Annotated in this window: 12 protein-coding genes; 1 reads left to right on the top strand and 11 read right to left on the bottom strand. The window is 45.4% G+C overall.

Going from position 1 to position 19,149, the window contains the following annotated elements; all coding sequences use genetic code 11:
• Positions 1-164: 164 nt before the first annotated feature.
• From QZ938_RS07895 to QZ938_RS07880, 4 genes are all read right to left on the bottom strand, one after another.
• Positions 165-1,475, bottom strand: a complete 1,311-nt coding sequence (locus QZ938_RS07895) for a cytochrome P450 (protein ID WP_293350238.1) — start codon at positions 1,473-1,475, stop codon at positions 165-167.
• 296 nt (positions 1,476-1,771) lie between these two features.
• A complete protein-coding gene (locus QZ938_RS07890; protein ID WP_293350241.1) occupies positions 1,772-8,014 on the bottom strand; it encodes a PAS domain S-box protein in 6,243 nt (2,080 codons plus the stop codon).
• A 1,030-nt stretch (positions 8,015-9,044) separates the two neighbouring features.
• Positions 9,045-11,066: an ABC transporter ATP-binding protein gene (locus QZ938_RS07885; RefSeq protein ID WP_293350244.1), complete on the bottom strand. Its 2,022-nt coding sequence runs from the start codon at positions 11,064-11,066 to the stop codon at positions 9,045-9,047.
• Between the two features lie 268 nt (positions 11,067-11,334).
• A complete protein-coding gene (locus tag QZ938_RS07880; protein ID WP_293350247.1) occupies positions 11,335-11,847 on the bottom strand; it encodes a hypothetical protein in 513 nt (170 codons plus the stop codon).
• Positions 11,848-11,952: 105 nt separating this feature from the next.
• Here QZ938_RS07880 and QZ938_RS07875 point away from each other — a divergent pair, with 105 nt between their 5' ends.
• Complete coding sequence (locus tag QZ938_RS07875; RefSeq protein ID WP_293350250.1) at positions 11,953-12,075, top strand: hypothetical protein; 123 nt, start codon at positions 11,953-11,955, stop codon at positions 12,073-12,075.
• Between the two features lie 33 nt (positions 12,076-12,108).
• Here the strand turns inward: QZ938_RS07875 and QZ938_RS07870 are convergent, their stop codons facing one another.
• From QZ938_RS07870 to QZ938_RS07840, 7 genes are all read right to left on the bottom strand, one after another.
• Positions 12,109-12,315: a hypothetical protein gene (locus QZ938_RS07870; protein ID WP_293149151.1), complete on the bottom strand. Its 207-nt coding sequence runs from the start codon at positions 12,313-12,315 to the stop codon at positions 12,109-12,111.
• A 382-nt stretch (positions 12,316-12,697) separates the two neighbouring features.
• Entirely contained in the window at positions 12,698-14,020 is a 1,323-nt protein-coding gene (locus tag QZ938_RS07865) for a transposase (protein ID WP_293149149.1), read from the bottom strand.
• 189 nt (positions 14,021-14,209) lie between these two features.
• Positions 14,210-14,650 (bottom strand): DUF3574 domain-containing protein, encoded by a 441-nt coding sequence (locus QZ938_RS07860; RefSeq protein ID WP_293350256.1) that lies wholly within the window; start codon positions 14,648-14,650, stop codon positions 14,210-14,212.
• A gap of 375 nt (positions 14,651-15,025) precedes the next feature.
• A complete protein-coding gene (locus QZ938_RS07855; protein WP_293350259.1) occupies positions 15,026-15,394 on the bottom strand; it encodes a hypothetical protein in 369 nt (122 codons plus the stop codon).
• A gap of 334 nt (positions 15,395-15,728) precedes the next feature.
• Positions 15,729-16,811, bottom strand: a complete 1,083-nt coding sequence (locus QZ938_RS07850; protein ID WP_293350262.1) for an ABC transporter ATP-binding protein — start codon at positions 16,809-16,811, stop codon at positions 15,729-15,731.
• A 133-nt stretch (positions 16,812-16,944) separates the two neighbouring features.
• Complete coding sequence (locus QZ938_RS07845) at positions 16,945-17,811, bottom strand: carbohydrate ABC transporter permease (protein WP_293149142.1); 867 nt, start codon at positions 17,809-17,811, stop codon at positions 16,945-16,947.
• 3 nt (positions 17,812-17,814) lie between these two features.
• Positions 17,815-18,723 (bottom strand): carbohydrate ABC transporter permease, encoded by a 909-nt coding sequence (locus QZ938_RS07840; RefSeq protein ID WP_293149140.1) that lies wholly within the window; start codon positions 18,721-18,723, stop codon positions 17,815-17,817.
• Positions 18,724-19,149: the final 426 nt, after the last annotated feature.

Below are 19,149 nucleotides of genomic sequence, written 5' to 3'. Positions count from 1 at the left end.
AGGACTTTAGTCCTCTGGTTGATGCGGACTAAAGTCCTCACTACGAACCTGAAGAAGGACTAAAGTCCTCACTACGAACCTGAAGAAGGACTAAAGTCCTCACTACGAACCTGAAGAAGGACTAAAGTCCTCACTACGAACCTGAAGAAGGACTAAAGTCCTCACTACGAACCTGCAATTTTTCGCCGGAACTTCACTCGCAAACCGTCGCGCGGGTGCGGAGTCGGTACTAGGATTAAATTTAAATCTTGATCCGGTAATAGCTCCCATTCGCACTCTCGAACCATCCTCGCCGCAAACAGTTTCATTTCCAGCCGCGCGAATTCTTTCCCCAAACATTCCCGCAAACCGCCGCCGAAGGGGACGTAACTGAAAGGTTTCGCATTTGTCGATCGCTCCAAACTGAATCGATCCGGGTCAAAGCGATCGGGTTCGGGATAAACTGAGGTATCTTGATGCGTCTGATTAATTTCATAAAGCACGATCCAACCCTTAGGAATTTCGTAGCCCCCCAACTCGCAAGGCTTAATTACCTGACGAAAACCGCCTGCCAACGGCGGAACCAACCGCAGCACTTCTCGCAGCACCTGCTCTAAATAAGTCATTTGTTTGAGGTGTTCCAAAGTTAGCGGTTCAGTGGTCGAAAACTGCTGTTGTTCGGCGCGAATTTTTGCCATCACATCGGGGTTTTGAGCCAGCAGAAGGCAAAAAGAGGCGATCGCAGAACTTAGAGACGAGTGTCCTGTAAACAACAGCAGCAGCACTTGATCTTTCAACTCCTCCAAACTCAGAGAATTGCCATCATCATCGCGAGCGCAAATCAGCAAACCTAAAGCATCATTCTTGCTAGGAGTTACTTGCTGTCGAGCGCGAATAATATTTTCCAGTTCTGCTAACAGCAACTTGCGGCACTTTTTGGCTTTTCCAAACTGAGTCCAAGGCAGATCTAAAGGAACAGAAAATAAACCGTCAGACCAAATTTTAAAATAATTACCGAGTTCACTCTCCGAACTATTATCAATCCCCACTAGCAATTTGCAAGCAACATCAAAAGTATAATTCCTCAGTTCGGGATACCACGCAAACTCGCTCATTTGTGTCCACCTTTGCAAATAGCGCCCCGTGATATCTTCCATCCCGCCGATGTAGCCAGCCAAAGCTCGCGGTTGAAACGCTTGGTACAGCAGCTTGCGCCGATTTTGGTGGTCGGAACCCGTTTGCAGCGACAAGGAAAGCGGCCCTAACAGCGCTTTCGTGCTGGGAGGCCAACTCACAACAAAATACTGGTTTTCATTGCTTAAAACAAACAAATTCGCCTCTGAGCCGGACACAAATACGGTAGGCTGTCCGAAGATGCTGGTTTTGAAAATTGGCCCGTACTGTTGGTGGCGTTTTTTGGCGAATTGAGCATCTTGTAAAAAGTTGAGGGTATCCCCAATTAGCGGTAAACCCAAATTGCCTGGAGGTAATGTCATTTCAGATTTCAGATTTCAGATTTCAGATTTTAGATTGTTCATATCATATTAACTGAATTTACGCAACTGTATAAAGGTACGTTGTTGCGCTTCAGCGCTTTTATACATATGAAAGAGCGGGTGCATCTGGTTTTGGAAGAGGGCGAAGCATGACCGCATATAAGTTATTAGTTATCATCTCATATTCACCGAGGTCATGCTATAGCCCATAGGGATATATTCGCCTTGCGCCAGATGCACCCGAAAGAGCGCTGAAGCGCAACTACGTACCTAAGAGTTAACCCTATAGAACCTATTTAATTTTCTGTTCTTTGAATCGGAATCTTGATCGTAAATTCAGTGCCTTTCCCCACAACAGAGAAACACTTGATTTCGCCTTTATGCTTTTCGACAATAATAGAATGAGAAATCGCCAAGCCCATTCCCGTACCCGAACCGATCGGTTTTGTAGTATAGAACGGGTCAAATATCCGCTGCTTGACTTTATCGGTGATACCTGCACCGTTATCAGCAATTCTAATCGCAGCGAAATTACCTTCTACGTCTGTACGAATGCGGATAATTGCCGGATTTGGAAGCGGTTCTTGTAAAGCGTCAATTGCATTGGCTATAATATTCATAAACACCTGATTCAATTGTCCGGCGTAACACTCTACCAGCGGCAATTGTCCGTATTCTTTAACGACTTGAATTGCTGGGCGATCGGGCTGAACTTTCAGACGGTGTTCTAAAATCATTAACGTGCTGTCGATGCCTTCATGAATGTTAACTTTTTTCATCTCAGCTTCATCGAGGCGAGAGAAATTTCGCAAACTCCGCACAATATCCCGGATGCGAGTGGCTCCCACCTGCATCGAAGACAGCATTTTCGGCAAGTCGTCTAGCAAGAAATCTAGTTCTAAAACGTCTATTTCGTCCTGAATAGCTTGAGGTGGTTCTGGGTATTCATCTCGATACATTTGCAGCATTTTCATCAGGTTTGTGGTGTATTCTTCTGTGTAGGTAAGATTGCCGAAAATAAAGCTGACTGGGTTATTGATTTCGTGGGCAATTCCTGCTACCATCTGACCTAGACTCGACATTTTTTCTGCTTGCACGAGCTGGGTTTGAGCAAGCTTAAGTTCGCACAGAGTTGCTTCTAGTTGGGCAGTTTGTTCTCGCGCCATTCGGGCTGAATCGACGCTTTGCGTGTAGAGTTCGGATTGGCTGATGGCGATCGACAATTGATCGCAAATTGCCGATAGCAAATCCACTTCGTCTTGTGTCCACCTGCGCGTCTCGCGGCAAGCCACGCAGCCCACAACACCAATTAAACCCCCTGCACTATTGACTGGCAAATCCAACATAGATTTGTAACCCAGCTGCAAAAAGAACTCTCTTTCTATGGGATCGCTCCAAATTGAAACATCATCTATCTGGCAGATTTCCGATTTGGCTATTTTTTGTAGCAGAGTCCCCGTTAGGTTAGCAGGATAATAACCCACAAGCGAGACCAAGTCATCATTTTTAGCTTCGTGGACGACATCCCAAGCTGGTATCTCGGCATCGGATAGATACCAAATAAACAAGCAGCGATCGAGTTGCAGCAAGTCGCGAATTTGGTGTACAGTCGTTGCCAATATAGTATCTAAATCGAGAGAAGCGCGGATTTGACTGCCTAACTGGTTGAGCAATTTTTGCTTCATGGCTGCTGCTTTGGCTTCGGCGGCGACGAGGCGAGATGTTTCGTAAAGTTCGGCTTGATTAATGGCGATCGCCAATTGATTGCCCACAGCCACTAACACTTCCACTTCCTCATCGCTCCAACACCGGATGCTGCTAGAAGCGCTACAGCAAATTACCCCTATTTTACCTGAAGATGTCTGAATGGGAATCTCCAGCAGAGACTGTAATCCTATAGACATGAAAAAATTCCGCTCTACTGGATCGGTAACATTTTTAAAATCATCCACCCGAATTATTTCAATATTTGCAATTCGCTCGGCTTGAGAACCAGTTATGTTAGCCGGAAATACACCCAGCAAGGAAGGTAGTTCATCATTTTTTGCCTCGTATTCTACATTCCAAAATGCTGATGTTTCGTTGGTTGTATACCAGATAAATATGCACCGTTCGAGCAGCAGCAATTCACGTATTTGCTGCACAGTGGTGGCCAAAATAGTGTCTAAATCCAGAGATTCGCGGATGTTGCTAGCTAGTTGGTTGAGCAGCGCTTCCTGCTCTGCTAATTTGCGGAATCTCGCTTCCGACTCTTGCAACTGTCTTTGAGCTTCTTTTTGTTTCGTTACGTCCAAACCCAAACCGATCAAGCCGATCGCATTACCGCAATCATCTTTGACCTGAGTTTTAATTATCTCCAACTGGTGGTATTCACCGTCAACCAACTGGAGCAATTCTTCAGAATAACAGGGAGTATCTTGGCTCCAGGCTTGTGCATCTGATACCATGCAGTTAGCAGATGCTTCTAATCCAAAAACTTCGGAATAGTGAGAGGCTGCTAAGAACAGCTCTTCGGGAATAGCTACATCTTCGCAGAAAGTTTTGTTGGCTAATAACATCCGCCCGCTAGCATTTGCCATCCACACCCAGATGGGAGCATTGTCAATAATTCCCCTCAAAGTTTGCTTTTGAGCCGCGAGAGCAATTTCTATTTGTTTGCGCTTGATTCCCAGGGCGATCGAATCGGCAACTGAGGCAAAAGAAATCAGCGTAGATTCCGTTAACTCCTGGCGAGAAAACATGGCGATTACTCCCACCAACTGATTGTCAACAATCAACGGATATCCAGCAAAAGCCACCATTCCTTCTCGTTTCGCCCATTCTTTGTCGCTGACTCGGGCATCTTCTTGCACAGAATTAGTGAGGTGAGGTTGTCGATCCCGGGCGATTAAGCCAATCTTGAATTCACCGACAGCAATGCGGCTGTGAGCGCCGTCAATGTGAGTATAGAGGCCCGCGCTTGCTTGCAGATCCAAGACATTTCCCTCTTCATTCAGCGTCCAAATCCGAGCAAACGCAGCATCCAAATGGCGCACAACTGCATCGGTGCAGTTTTGCAAAGTTTCAGGTAAAGTGCGGTTTTCAGTCAGAGCTATTCCCACATCTGCTGTGAATGAAGAAAGTTTCAATTGTTCTGCTAAAGCTTGTTCTGCGAATTTGCGATCTGTAACGTCGGCAGCAACACCGAGACGCTGCTGGATTTTGCCCGACTCTGTTCTGCTAAATACAATATCGCGACTGACTAACCAGCGCCAACTATTTTGTCTGTCGAGCACCCGATATTCGTACTCAACCACCTCGCCGTCGGGAGCATTTTCTATTTGCTGGATATATCTGGGAAATTTAGCTAAATCTTCAGGGTGGATAATTGTCGGCAACAGATTGCTGCCCATTTCTTGAACTTCTGCAACTGTATAGCCGAGGAGGTCGGTGATTTCGCGGTTGGCGTACACATTTCGCTGCTCTATTTCGTCGTAAACATAGAGAATATTCGGACTGGTACCGGCAATGCGCTCAACAAAATGCTGACTAGCTTGCAGCGCTGCTTCTGCAAGTTTTCGATCCGTAATGTCGGTGGAATTACCAATAATTCGGTAGATGCTGCCAGAGGCATCGTGCAGGGGCGTCAGAGTTACGATAAACCAATTTTCTACACCTGCCAATTCGGCGCTATTTTCGTAAGAAATCGAGCTGTCTGCGGCTAAACAATCGAGGTATCTTTGCCGAAAATCTGCTGCTACTGCTGGGGGAAACACTTCTTCGGGAGTTTTGCCTTTGACATCAGCGCTCAACATACCTGTGGATGCTTCTGTAGCTGCATTCCAGCCTGCATAGCGGAACTCTCCGGCGGCGACATCTACCACGAAAATAACTTGATTCGATCCGTTATAGATGCTGTTTAAAAATTCTTCTTGTTCGCGCAATTGTGCTTCGGCTTGTTTGCGTTCTGTAATATCGGTAGCACTTCCCACAATGCGACAAATTTTCCCAAATTCATCTCGCAGCGGAGTCAGAGTTGTGATAAAGCAGACTTCTTGAGTCTCAAGACTAACAGATTCTTCGTAAGAAAGAGAGCTATTTTTTAGCAGGCATTCTCTTAATTTCTGCCGGAAAAACGCTGCCGTAGATGCTGGGAAAAGTTCTTCTGGAGTTTTGCCGCATCCTTCCTCCTTGCTGATGTTACCGAGTAACTCTGCTGCTCGATTCCAGCCGGCGTAGCGAAATTCTCCGTCTGCGCCGACATCTAGTACGAAAATACTGTAGTTCACACTGTCGTAGATGCTGCTCAGAAATTCTTTTTGCTGCCACATTTCTGCCTCGGCGCGCCGGGCTGGGGTTATGTCAGCGTGTACTCCTACCCACTCGCGAACGCTGCCATCTGCATTCAATACGGGTATACCGCGCACGCTCATATACCTGTACTCGCCGTCGTGCCGCAGCAAGCGGTGTTCTATTGCGAATAAGGTGCGATCGGCAAGTGCCTCAGACCACATCCTGGCAGTATATTCTCTGTCGTCGGGATGGATGTTATTGAGCCACCCCCATCCTTTAATTTCGTCGTAAGTCGCTCCCGTAAATGCACTCCATCCTGTTTGTTCGGCGACAACTTCGCCTGCGGCGGTAGTATCCCAAATAATTTGGGAGGTGGCTTCAGTTAAACACCGATATTTTTGCTCGCTTTCTTGGAGAGCTTTTTCGGCTTGTTTGCGATCGCCAATATCAGAAATAGTGCCAATCATTCTCACCGGAGCATTATTTTCATCTCTTTCTACGACTTTCCCCCGCGCCAAAATCCATTTAAATTCGCCGGATTTAGCTAACATTCTATGCTCAACAGCATAGCCATTTTCTGAATTTTCCAAATAGGCATTTAATTTCTGGTTCAGTACCAGTAAATCGTCGGGATAAACTAGCTGTGACAAACCGATTGCATTTGCTTGTAGTTCCTCTGGTTCGTAGCCCAACAAAGCACTGTACTCGTGGTTGCAATACATTTCATCAGTAACTATATTCCAATCCCACATTCCGCTGTCGGAGCCCCAAAGAGCTAGCTGCAACCGCTCTTCGCTTCGCCGCAGGGCGGCTTCTGTCTGTTTGCGATCGCTAATATCGCGAGCAACTCCCACCACGCCCGTGATGTTTCCAGAGCGATCGCGCAAAGGGCTTTTGGTAGCAAGAAATGTCAAGATGTTGCCCTCACTATCTTTTACTACTTCTTCGATGGTTTCCTCAATCCCAGATTGCCAGATCCGGCGGTCATTTTCCGCCAGGACATTTGCAATCTCCAGCGGAAATAATTCTGCATCAATTTTGCCAATAATTTCTGATTTTGGCTTGCCGATAATGCCAGCAGTCTGAGAATTTACCAATAGGTAGCGGCCCTGAATATCTTTGACAAAAATGCGATCGCCTGTACTTTCTATGACATTTTCAAAGAGGATGTTGCTCTCTTGTAGTGCTGCTTCTATTGCTTTGCGATCGGTGATGTCGCGAGATACGCCAATCAAACCGATAATATTTCCTTCTGCGTCTTTCCAAGGGCATTTTGTGGTTAGTAGCGTCCTTTTTTCTCCTTCCTTTGGGATAGTTTCTTCATAATTTAAATATTGTCCCGTTGTCACGATCCTGTTGTCTAACTCTATAATTTTTTGAGCTGTTTCAGCAGGAAATAATTCTGTATCGTCTTTGCCTATAATTGCCTCGATCGATTTTTCAAGAAATTGAGCTACGGCAGAATTTACGATCGCGTAGCGGCCTTGAATATCCTTGACAAAAATGACATCCGGCGTGCTTTCAATCACGGAACGCAAGATTGAATTGCTGTGCTGGAGTGACTCTTGCACGAGCTTGCGATCGGTAACGTCGCGACCAAAACCATACATCAATTCTTCTTCACTGAAAGTGCTAGCAGTCCAGGCTATCCACTTGTAATACCCTTCGCGACACCGCCAGCGGTTTTCAAACCCAATGCTATTATTCCCCGCAGCAATCCTTGAAGCTTCTTTGAGAGTAGTTTCGCGATCGTCTGGATGCACGAATTCAATAAAGAGTTTGCCCACCATTTCGGCTGAAGAATAGCCGAGGATTTTTTCGGCTGCTGGGTTGATGTGCTTGATATAACCGTCAAAACCAACGACGCAGAGCATATCTGGCGACAGGCTAAAAAATCGATCGCCCTGGTTGAACTTGCTGGATTGGCGATAGTTGTAGGCTGCGACAGCAGAGACGTGCGATCGCGCGGACACCACCAACATGACAATATTGGCTACGGCCAAACATCCCAGGGCGAGTTGGCTATTGCACAAATTATCACCGCTCCCGGCTACCAGCAACCCGTTTAATACAAGCAGCACCACGCTCGCAACTGAGAATACACTCCCTGAGGCGATCGTCGCGAGGCTGATTGTTTTTTCATACTGCATACTGCATTCTGCCTTCTGTCTGCTGGTGACTGCTGCCGTTAATTTTATCAATAATAGTTGCAGGAATTTAAACAATTTAGTGTTTTGTGATTCTTCTATATGAACTAGATCTTTCATTTTTTTGAATAAGTTTAATTTTTGATGAGTTAAGACTTAAAAACAACTCTAAAGATGTTAAAATACTGTAAGTTTTCCTAACTATTGGGAAATCAAGTATTTGAAATTTTTCCTTAATCCCTGCAACACAACCATAAAATTAAGTGTATTTACGGAATTAGCGAGTAATATTTTTTTAGCTGCGGTGCGGCTTTTATCATTTTTTGGAAGGGCATAAAGGGTTTCTCTTTAATAATGAACCAGATATTGCTGTTAGTCATTGGACATTTGGCCTAATCTAGCTAGTCCAGGACGCAAAATTTAATTATCTAGAGTGAGCCTGAAGCAGATTACCGCGTAAGAGTATCGTGTCAAACCACTTTTTGCGTAAGTTATGACCGGATTTGATGTACTAAAATACTGCGGCGAACTCCCTGACTGCTGGTTAAAAAACCCGGACTCTCCGTCAAATTCAACCAAATTTGATACTACTTATTAATTCTGAAGTTAAAATGAAGATCGACTGTTGATTTATGAAAATACAATAAAAAATGTTGGTAGCAGTTGTTAGTTAAATTCCTCTGTTCCTGGGTAATTGGGAATTTGGAATCTTGGCTGCTCGCGACTTGTGCTGTATCTCCACAAGATCTCGACAACGGCGTCTTGCTCCGACTTGTGGTGTATCTCGACGAGAGCTCGATAACCGCGTAGCCGAAGTAGCGGAGCCGAGGGGAGCCGAAGCAAGTCGAAGGGCCCGAATCGATCGGAAGTGTTGAATTGTGATTAGGAAAAATTCAACTATTTAATACAATTTCACAAAACTCTTGCTACAATCATCAATCTGATATTAATTATTAAAATTCCCACAACCCCGCGCTGGAGAGGGCAATTCCGTTGCCATACAGATCCTTGGCACAATTTATATGTAGCCTGAATTCTGGGATTTGGTTAGAATTGTATCCCATCAAACCACCACAATCAAATTGGTTGGATGAGGAATTTAGTCCGATGCTGCCAAAGGCTCGGGGTTAATTTAGCTAGCTAAATAATATCAAATTTGTTGCGATTCATCCCCAGGCGAGAGGGGCGCATTCGCAGCAGACAAAGCAGATTGGCGACCTAACTGCTGTTGCCGAATTCGATCTAAATTCCCCGCAGGAATAGCAGCTATCAGTTGCCGCGTGTAAGCTTGCTGCGGTTGGCGGTAAATACGCTCGGCTGTGCCAATTTCCTCGATTTTACCTTTGTTCATGACGATCGCGCGATCGCTCATAAACTTGACTACGCTCAAATCGTGAGAAATAAAAATATAAGTCAGTCCAAACTCTGTTTGCAACTCCTTGAGCAAATTTAAAACTTGCGCCTGCACCGATACATCCAATGCAGAAACCGATTCATCGCAAATAATAAACTTAGGATTCAAAGCCAAAGCTCTGGCAATACAAATTCGCTGCCGCTGTCCCCCGGAAAATTCGTGGGGGTAGCGCCGCATAAAATCGGGATTTAAACCCACTCTATCCAACAAATAAGCCGCGCGATCGCGCTGTTCTTTCTGGTTTTTGCCAAAGCTGTGAATCACCATCGGTTCCATCACAGCCTCCCCAACACTCAAGCGCGGATCGAGAGAACTATAAGGGTCTTGAAAGATAATTTGCAAATCGCGCCTCAGCCTTCGCAATTGGCGATCGTACTCTTTTTTGAGCCGATAATTAGCCATCCACTGCCCTCGGGAACTACTTTTGGCAGGAGGGGTAATTTCTTGGCCTTCAAAAAACACTTTACCGCTGGATATCGGAATTAATTGCAGCAATGCTCTCGCTAAAGTTGATTTACCGCAGCCAGATTCGCCGACTAAACCCAAAGTCTCGCCCGGATAAACCTCAAAAGAAATATCGTTGACTGCCATAAACAAGCGTTTAGTTTCGCCAAACATTCCTTGCACCGGAAAACCGACTCGCAAGTTATTAACAGCTAGCAAAGGCTCGCCAATATGTGGCAGACGAGGGGGTTTTCCGGTGGGGAAGGTGGAAAGTCCGCCGCTGCTGTCGCCGTCTAAATCGACATTTTTCTCGACAATTACCAATTCGCCGCTAGCATTTGTGGTGACTTCCATAAAATCGGAAACTGTCGGTAAGCGGCGCATTTGGCGTTCGAGAGTTGGGCGGCAAGCTAAGAGACCTTTTGTGTAAGGATGTTGGGGATTGCTGAAAATTTGCTCGATCGCACCGCATTCAACAATTTTACCTCGGTACATCACCGCCACCGTATCGGCAATTTCAGCAATGACGCCTAAATCGTGGGTAATAAAAATCATTGCCATGCCTCTAGAGTCCCGCAACTCGCGCAGCAAAGCTAAGATTGTGGCTTGCACGGTTACGTCTAAGGCCGTTGTCGGTTCGTCAGCAATTAATAAAGTGGGATTGCAAGAAATGGCCATCGCAATCATCACGCGCTGGATTTGGCCGCCGGAGAGTTCGTGGGGATAGCGATCGAGCATAGCTTGTTTTTGGCCGTTGACGAGCTGCATGAAATCGCGATCGTCCTGGGCACCTGCTTCTTGCCGCAAAGCCAAACAGCGCTGCCGCAGTTCCTCATCCGCCGGTAGCAGCTTCACCTCTTGCAATAGCGAAGCAGCTTTGCGCCGCGCTGCTGTCTGGGATATCTTTTGGTGGAGACAAATGGCTTCTGTGAGTTGAAATCCGATCGTAAAAACGGGATTTAGCGAACTCATCGGCTCTTGAAAAATCGTCGCAATCTGGCTGCCCCGGTAGGTTTGTTTTTCCCGATCGGGCATTTCCAGCAGATTCACAGGCTGCTTGCTAGCGCCGTCTGCTGCCGGAGAAAACCAAATTTCGCCCTGGATTTTCGTTAACGAACTTGACAGCAAACCCATAACAGCGAGGGATGTTACCGATTTTCCCGAACCCGACTCTCCGACAATTCCCAGAGTTTGCCCTCGCTTCACCTCAAAGGAAATGCCGTCAACAGCTTTGACTGTTGCGGACGCATTGCCTGCATCCGCAGATTGAAATTCAACCCGCAGGTTGCGAACTTCTAGGACGGTTTCACTCATGGAAGTCTATGGCAAAAGTTAAAAGGAGATTAAGTGGATTTTGACATATCTCAGCCTCAAGGCATAAGGAAAGTCCCACATTTTCAGTTTGAAATTTAAAATTCTTTAACTGATGGCGATTTTCATCCTTACCGAATTACAGATGCTCGGTTAGGGACACTGCACTGCCGTGTCCCTACTATATTTCATAGAATTGAAAACTGCCTATAACACCCAAAACTCAAAACCCAGAACTACTTAACTGCCGAATGCCTGAGAAGAATTTTCTTCAATAACCGATGACTTGAGTGCCAGCAGGCAGTGCAGTGGTCTCGGAGACCTTTTTAAACACGGTTGCTTGGTCGTTTAAGGAATTCGGTCTTGGCAGTCCAGGATTTGTGCCTTCCACCTGAAGGCGCATTTGACCTTCGGGGGTTAACTCAAAAATAGTCTCAACGGTTTCGCTCTTGTTGAGGCTGACATCCAGGTGCATCGGTGTTGCAGCGAGATTAACTTTATACCTTGTTTCTTTGGCGCAGGGAGCTCCGTCGGGGCATTTACCCATCATGAACAATTTGCCTTCTGGGGCAAAGACGAAGGTGAAAGACTGACCGGAGGGGATTGTACCTTGCCATTGACCTAGAAGTTGCTTGTCGATATTGCTAGCGGCGGGGGCTGCTGCTTCGGCAATTGTTGGTGATGCTGCGGATGCTGGGCCTTGCGCGCCGTTGAAGCTGCTGGCGAGGATGCCGAAGCAAATGCCACCTGCGATCGCTTTGCCAATCATTTTTAAATTAGACATGAGACCGATCTCAAAATTGGTTGTTTCTTTTGTACACTGTAGCCATAAAACCGTACTTTGTTTAATTTAAATCCATTTTGGGAAAATAAAATATATTTACGTAATATGGCATACAAACCGCTACAATTTCGGGAATCTGCCGAAACAGTCGATTCCAATGTGTTCGATCGCGATCGCGATCTTTGTTATGGTTGGCCGGTGCGCGAACACTCGCTTTTTTTTAGATGAAAGCAATCGCGCTGTTTGGGCAGCGGCGGATGTTTAAGATTCTGGTTGAGATTCTGGTTGAGATTCTGATTGAGATTCCCGCTTAGCTTTCTGTTCTTTTTGCTCTCGTTTTGTTCGCTCCAATGCCTCTGCGTAAGACCAAGCAACGCTCACAATCAAAGCTTTCCCAATACCGTCCAAATCTTTTTGTATATCGTCATTATTCGGCACTGAGGATTTTGGGCTGCCATCGTTCGTCATATTTTTGTTTTCTCCCGGGCTGGTTTTCTGGCGACTTTTTGAAATGTGCGATCGATACTCACAAATTCTAATTTTTAGCAGAAAGAATTGGTTGAAAGCCCCAAGTCTTTGAGGGACAAATTAAAATCAGACTATTCATTATTCCAATCCTCTTCCTTCTAGGTAGAGGTCGCTCCTCAACTGTCAACTGTCAACTGTTGAATGCACCCGCACCCTACTTATCTCTGAGGGTGTGACCTTGATTACTACGAATAATATCTTGACACTCCTCGACCTGAAGGTGCGAGGATTCTTGAGGAATTTCTACCTCAATTTCCCTGTTTCCAGGGTTCCCAGACTCCTCACGTTTGCTCAATCGAGCGCGAGGATATCTTCTGGGCGTTTAGGCGCGAACGCCAGGTTTCGCGGAGTCCCCGCGTACCAAATGTAAAGCTCGATCGCGAATAGTTTTTGCTGCACCTATATCAGCGTGTTCGTGGTAGCCACATTCAGTGCAAATGAACTTTTCGCCATCTCTATTAGACTTGTCGATGTGACCGCAATTCCGACATTCTTGACTAGAGTATTTGGGATTAACCTTGATTAAGATTTTTCCTTGCTTTGCAGCCAGATACTCAATCTTCAGTATTAACTCGCCCCAGCCTGCATCAGAAATAGAACGGTTTAAACCTCTCTTCCTTGATTGCCCATTTTTCAGAAATCTACCTGTTTTTTCGTCCACCTTCACTCGACATCGGCGCATCATGCCGGAAATATTCAATTCCTCTAGAGCAATCGCGTCAACGTTACGTGACACTATTTTATTGGCAACCTTCCATTGGTAAGCTTGGCGCTTATTGCTAATTCTTTGGTGGAAAAGCCCTAGTTTTTTAGCTGCTTTTTTGCGGTTATTACTCCCTTTTGCTTTTCGACTGACTTGTCTCTGTCTAATTCTCAGTGTGCGTTTAGCTTTTTTAGTGGCTGAAAACTTGGGATTTTTAATTTGAGTTCCATCTGATAGATGGACTAATTTTGTAATTCCCATATCGCAACCAATTACCTTGACGACATCTTTGAGAGGTTTTGTCGTGTAATCGGGGACAGACTTGTCCTCAATGCGGACGGATACATACCACCCATTCTGTCGCTTTCTTACCGCACAAGCTTTAATGGTAAAGCCACCAGGAATTGGGCGCGAGTTGTGGAAACGCATCCAACCTAACTTTGGCAAGTAAATTTTACTACCTTGTATTTTTACCCCCATCACAAATGTGAAGGAAGTGAAATTGTTGCGATTCTTGAATTTAGGAAAGCCGCGTCCGTCAAAAAAATTATTATAGGCAGTGTCTAACCGTTTGACGTTCTGTTGTAGAACTGTCGAATCTATCCCGGCAAACCAGGGTCTAGCTGCTTTCAATTGGGGCAACGCTGTGATTTGAATCTCGCCTGGGTTGCGCCGAGGGTTTTTAACTTTCCCCTTTTTATCTGTTTTGCCTATTTTCCAAGGTTCCCCAGTGGCACCGTTTTTACTGACACAACTGGTCAACGGACAGGATTCACTTTTGCTCCTAATGTCGCAATAGTTGCCTTGAATGAAATGTTGGCTATACTGAGTTATCCTGTCATTAAGACACCAGTTGAAATGGCTTCGCAACATATCCACCCAATTAGACATTTTTAAGTCTTGTGTTTGATTTGGACGCAACTTGTATACATAGTTACTCAACAATTTTAACTCCTCCTTTTCTTGAGCTGTTATTAGTATATAGTGAAAGGCTTGCGTGTTTGTACTTTTTACATTTCTTTAGGAAAGAGGGTTTAAGGTTTATAGTTTTACTTACCAAGCCGTCCTATAAGGACGGGGTTTTAGACCCATCTGTGATAATATCATAAATACGCTGATTGGATGAGCGAATCAGAAAGAAACCTTAACTGCGCTGGTTGTCCGCAACACTGACTCCTGCTGAAACCTGCGCTTGTAATTTTCGATAATTTCCTCAATAGATCGATTTTTTTCCTGGCTAGTTTCATAAATCAAAATAACTATTTTAGAGTTTTCTCGAATCAATATCCCGTCCCGGTTGAGAAACTGCCCGGAACCGTCTAATACAGTTAGCCCTTCCCGAAAACGAGGGGTAATAACTTCCTTGACAAACTCCTGCCATTCTGACTCAGAAATTGTCTCGCCTCCGGGTTTAGTTAAGCCAAAATACAGTTCATCTTTGAGGAAGGTTTTTGGACTGACATTAGTATCGGAAGTTTCGGAAATTTGAGCGCGGGCAATTGTCCCCGGACAAATCGGCACGAGCAACAGCAGGCCTGCCAAGCAAAGACTGTTAAGATGTTTGTTCTTCATGTGATTATCGTCACAAATAAACAAGTAGTAGGGTGCGCGAGAGCGATCGCTCTTTAACTACCGACTTTGAGACTGTTGGTACTGAGGCACCGCCCGAGCGATCGCACAATACCGACAATACCTATGCTACCGTTCGTGATTTAATTTAACATAAAATGTTGCCAACTCAAAAACCCAATTTCTCGTGAGAAACTGGGTTTTTGAGCGTCAGCCTTAGTTTATTCAGTCTTAGACCCACAGGTGGTCAGGAACCGGGTTTTTAATCAAAATCTTTTGTTAGCACCCTGAACAACGGTAAAAGACCCGGTTTCTAAGAGGATAAGAGCGTCAGCCGTAGTTGATTTGCGATCGCCTGCGTAGTTTATTTGCGATCGCCTAATTAGTGGTGTCTGCTCTATTATTCTTCAATTCAGCCATACTTCTGTTAGCAGTGTCTTTGTACATCTCCCCGAATTCTTTGACGGCTGCTCCCGCTTCTTGTCCGATCTTCTGAATTCGTTCGCCCGGAGCGTCAGATGTTTCGCGAGCTTCTTGTCTCCATTCGCGAGTTGTTTGGGGTCTTTCGGGATTGTTTAGCTCCGCGTTTGAACCGTACTGACTGCCATAAGCTTTGTTGCTGCGTCCCCCATCAACATTGGATGTCAGCAGTAGAAAACCGACTAGGACAACACTCAAAAAACTCTTGATTTGAAAGCCCTTAAGCAATGAACTGATGCGACCGATAGCTGTAGAAATTAAATTCATTTCCGTCATACTCCGTAAGTTAATTGGTGATAATTTTCCGCATTTTTTCATCTAATTGACTCGCTCCAAAATGAGCAGCTAACGCTAGCTAAAGCCGAACTTAGCTTTGAATCGCAATTAGCCACATCCATAGAGTTCTAGGGGAGCGATAAAATCTGTTAAACACCCAACCCATGTGTGAGTCAATTAGCTTTTTCAAACACAAATATCACCTTAGCAGCAGCAAAATACTTCTACCTCTTACTAAAGTCATAACTTAGTTAAAAGCAGCAATAGTATTTTTCAGCACAAGGTTAGACAATTTTCAATCGATCGTGTTATAAAGGCCAAATTTTCATTTCAAGCGATCGCCAGTTTTGACATCAAACCAGTGCAGCAATTGAGGTGGAAAAACCAGCTCGACAATTTCGGAACTCCACTGACGGTCATTTGGGAGCAAAGCGCGCACCGTTACTGACTCCAAACCCTTAACTCGGACGCTAACTAAATTTTGCATTCCCAAGTTTTCTGCTAAATAAACCTCACCTTTAATTGCCTCTGGATCGGGCTTCTTCCTGGCCTCTACATCTGCAAAGCTGAGGTGTTCCGGGCGAATTCCCAAGACAATCTCTGGTGGGACTGTCGGCAGATTTGGTAGCGGAACTCCAGAATCGCCCAACATCGCAAAATTTCCCTGGCATTTAAGCACTAGCAAATTCATTTGCGGGCTGCCTACAAAACCCGCTACAAACTGATTTGCCGGACGGTTATAAATCAAGTGTGGCGGGTCTAATTGTTGGATGCTGCCGCTGTTGAGAACTGCGACTTTTGTAGAAAGCGTCATTGCTTCGGTTTGGTCGTGGGTAACGTATACTACAGGGGCTTTTTGGGATGAAAACAATTGTTTGAGTTCTGCCCTCACTTTTTCTCGCAATAAGGCGTCGAGATTGCTTAAAGGTTCGTCGAGCAAAAATACTGCTGGTTGGCGCACTAAGGCGCGTCCGAGGGCTACTCGCTGTCGCTGTCCGCCTGATAGTTTACCCGGTTTGCGATCGACTAATTCGGTCAATCCGAGGGATGCTGCAACTTCTGTCACTAAGCGGTTGATTTCGCTGTCGGAGATTTTGCGGAGTTTGAGGCTGGATGCCATATTGTCGTACACTGTCATGTGCGGATACAGCGCGTAACTTTGAAACACCATTGCAATATCCCGATCGCCCGGTCTGAGATTTGTCACATTGCGATCGCCAATTCTAATCTCGCCTCTAGTGGGCTGTTCCAACCCTGCAATCAACCGCAGCGTGGTAGATTTGCCACACCCGGAGGGCCCCAGCAAGGTCAGAAATTCGCCCTCGCTGACATCTAAGCTAATGTCTTTTACGGGTACAACTTTGGGGCTGTAGGTTTTATTGAGGTTTTTTAGTTGTAGTTTTGCCATGATTTTTATAAGAAAGAGTTACGAACCGCGAAGGCGCGTTAGGCGAAGCCGCGCGTAAGCGCTAGGGCGCGAAGGAAGAGAAAAGAAGGGAAGAGGAAGAGTTTAAGATGCTAGGATTATTTAAGGTTGAAGTTTATCCTTTTACTGCCCCGGCTGTTAAACCCTGAACTATGCGCCGCTGGAACACTAAAACTAGCAAAACTAAGGGTAAGGTTCCTAAAACTGTTGCTGCTGCGATCGGGCCGTAGGGAATCTCAAAGACTGATGCACCGCTGAGTTGAGCGGTGGCGACGGGAATTGTTTTGAGAGATTCGCGGGTCATAAATGTCAGTGCGAAAATAAACTCGTTCCAAGCTGAAATAAATGTCAGAATTCCGGTTGTGACTAAGGCGGGAAATGTCATCGGTAGCACGATTTGCCACAGCATTTGAAAGGTGTTGTATCCGTCAACTTTAGCCGCATCTTCTAAATCTTTTGGCAGTTGTTGAAAGAAACTCCGCATTACCAAAATCGTCAGCGGTAGATTGATGGCTGTGTATGGAATAATTAAGGCTAAATAATTATTTCCTAAATCCAAAGCTTTGACAATTTCCAGGAGTCCTAAAAATAGCAACACTGCTGGAAATAGCGTCACAATTGTCACAGTTGCCAGAATAATTCTCTCGCCCCACAGCCGCAACCTCGCCAATGCGTAAGCTGCGGGAGCACCTACTGCTAAACACAGCAGTGTTGAAGTAATGGAAACAAAAGCGCTATTTAAAATGTAAAGTGCAAAGGGGCGGCGCTGGAATAAGGACAGGTAATGATCGAAGGTAATCCGTGTGGGAATGTAGACGTTGGGAATTGCTGAGATATCGGCGTTTACTTTGAAGGAAGTCAGCACCTGCCACACGATGGGTGCGAGGAAATATGCGACAATTAATATCGCTGATAGGGGCAAGATTAATTGCCGGATCTCAAAGGTTTTTTTTGTGGTAGGTTGTTCGCGGGCGATCGACATAATTTAATTTCCTCCGGCTGCATTGACGCGGGCTCTCGATAACAGGTAACTGGCGATCGCAACTGCGGCCACTAACAGCAAAAAAGTACACACCACCAAAGCGGCCCCGTACCCAAAGTCTAAATACCTCATCACCGTGCTGTAAATGTAGATAGAAACCGTCTCCGTCGCTCCAGCCGGCCCCCCTCCCGTCATCACCTGAATCAAGTCAAAAATGCCGAATGCTTGGGCAAATCGAAACAGCAAAGCAATTACAATTTGGGGCATCAGCAGCGGCAGAGTAATTTGACGGAAACTCTGCCAACTACTCGCGCCGTCAATGGCGTGGGCTTCATACAAATCACCGGAAATCGATTGCAGTCCTGCTAACAAAAGCAAGCTGACAAAGGGCGTAGTTTTCCAAATATCGGCTGCAATCACTGCCATCATTGCCAAAGTCGGATCTCCCAACCAGCTAATGCTCTTTTGAATCAATCCCAAGCGCAGTAAAATGTCGTTAATTACGCCGTATTGGTCGTTAAAAATCCACGCCCAAGCTACACCCATCAATGCAGTCGGCAGCGCCCAAGGTAGCAGGGAAATTGTCCGCACAATGCCGCGCCCCGTGAAAGATTGATTTAAGACTAAAGCAATGCCCATGCCGAGAATTAATTCCAGTACAACAGAGGCGACAGTAAAGACTGTGGTGTTGCTTAAAGTTTGCCAGAAACGCCCGTCGCCTAACATTCGACTGTAGTTAGCAAAGCCGGAAAAAACCAGTTTTAATTCAGTTCCAAGATTTTGGGTGAATAAACTCAGCCAAAACGCGCGCAAGATTGGGTAAGCAAATACTAGCAGCAGAATTATTAATGCTGGTGCTACTAATATCCATCCGGTTCTTTGTTCGCGCTGTCGCATCTTGTCTGCTTGCATATTTTTAATCCCTAATTTATCCCTCATCCCCCGTTCGTAGTAAGGACTTTAGTCCTCCGGTTCGTAGTAAGGACTTTAGTCCTCTGGTTCGTAGTAAGGACTTTAGTCCTCCGGTTCGTAGTAAGGACTTTAGTCCTAAGGTTCGTAGTAAGGACTTTAGTCCTAAGGTTCGTAGTAAGGACTTTAGTCCTCCGGTTCGTAATAAGGACTTTAGTCCTAAGGTTCGTAGTAAGGACTTTAGTCCTCATTTCTTCAAAAATTGAGGACTGAAGTCCTCACTACGAACCAAATAAGAAAGTTTTTTTAAGGACTGAAGTCCTCACTACGAACCAAATAAGAAAGTTTTTTAAGGACTGAAGTCCTCACTACGAACCAAATAAGAAAGTTTTTTAAGGACTGAAGTCCTCACTACGAACCAAATAAGAA

This window comes from Microcoleus sp. CAWBG27 (assembly GCF_020883145.1).
Taxonomy (GTDB): Bacteria; Cyanobacteriota; Cyanobacteriia; order Cyanobacteriales; family Microcoleaceae; genus Microcoleus.
Note: the sequence above shows the minus strand (reverse complement) of the source record. Positions and strands in the feature narration are given on the sequence as shown.

What these genes read in the sequence shown, in the direction of transcription:
- QZ938_RS07895 (WP_293350238.1), bottom strand. Translation starts at nt 1,475, where the DNA reads ATGACATTACCTCCAGGCAATTTGGGTTTACCGCTAATTGGGGATACC.
- QZ938_RS07890 (WP_293350241.1), bottom strand. Translation starts at nt 8,014, where the DNA reads ATGAAAGATCTAGTTCATATAGAAGAATCACAAAACACTAAATTGTTT.
- QZ938_RS07885 (WP_293350244.1), bottom strand. Translation starts at nt 11,066, where the DNA reads ATGAGTGAAACCGTCCTAGAAGTTCGCAACCTGCGGGTTGAATTTCAA.
- QZ938_RS07880 (WP_293350247.1), bottom strand. Translation starts at nt 11,847, where the DNA reads ATGTCTAATTTAAAAATGATTGGCAAAGCGATCGCAGGTGGCATTTGC.
- QZ938_RS07875 (WP_293350250.1), top strand. Translation starts at nt 11,953, where the DNA reads ATGGCATACAAACCGCTACAATTTCGGGAATCTGCCGAAACAGTCGAT.
- QZ938_RS07870 (WP_293149151.1), bottom strand. Translation starts at nt 12,315, where the DNA reads ATGACGAACGATGGCAGCCCAAAATCCTCAGTGCCGAATAATGACGAT.
- QZ938_RS07860 (WP_293350256.1), bottom strand. Translation starts at nt 14,650, where the DNA reads ATGAAGAACAAACATCTTAACAGTCTTTGCTTGGCAGGCCTGCTGTTG.
- QZ938_RS07855 (WP_293350259.1), bottom strand. Translation starts at nt 15,394, where the DNA reads ATGAATTTAATTTCTACAGCTATCGGTCGCATCAGTTCATTGCTTAAG.
- QZ938_RS07850 (WP_293350262.1), bottom strand. Translation starts at nt 16,811, where the DNA reads ATGGCAAAACTACAACTAAAAAACCTCAATAAAACCTACAGCCCCAAA.
- QZ938_RS07845 (WP_293149142.1), bottom strand. Translation starts at nt 17,811, where the DNA reads ATGTCGATCGCCCGCGAACAACCTACCACAAAAAAAACCTTTGAGATC.
- QZ938_RS07840 (WP_293149140.1), bottom strand. Translation starts at nt 18,723, where the DNA reads ATGCAAGCAGACAAGATGCGACAGCGCGAACAAAGAACCGGATGGATA.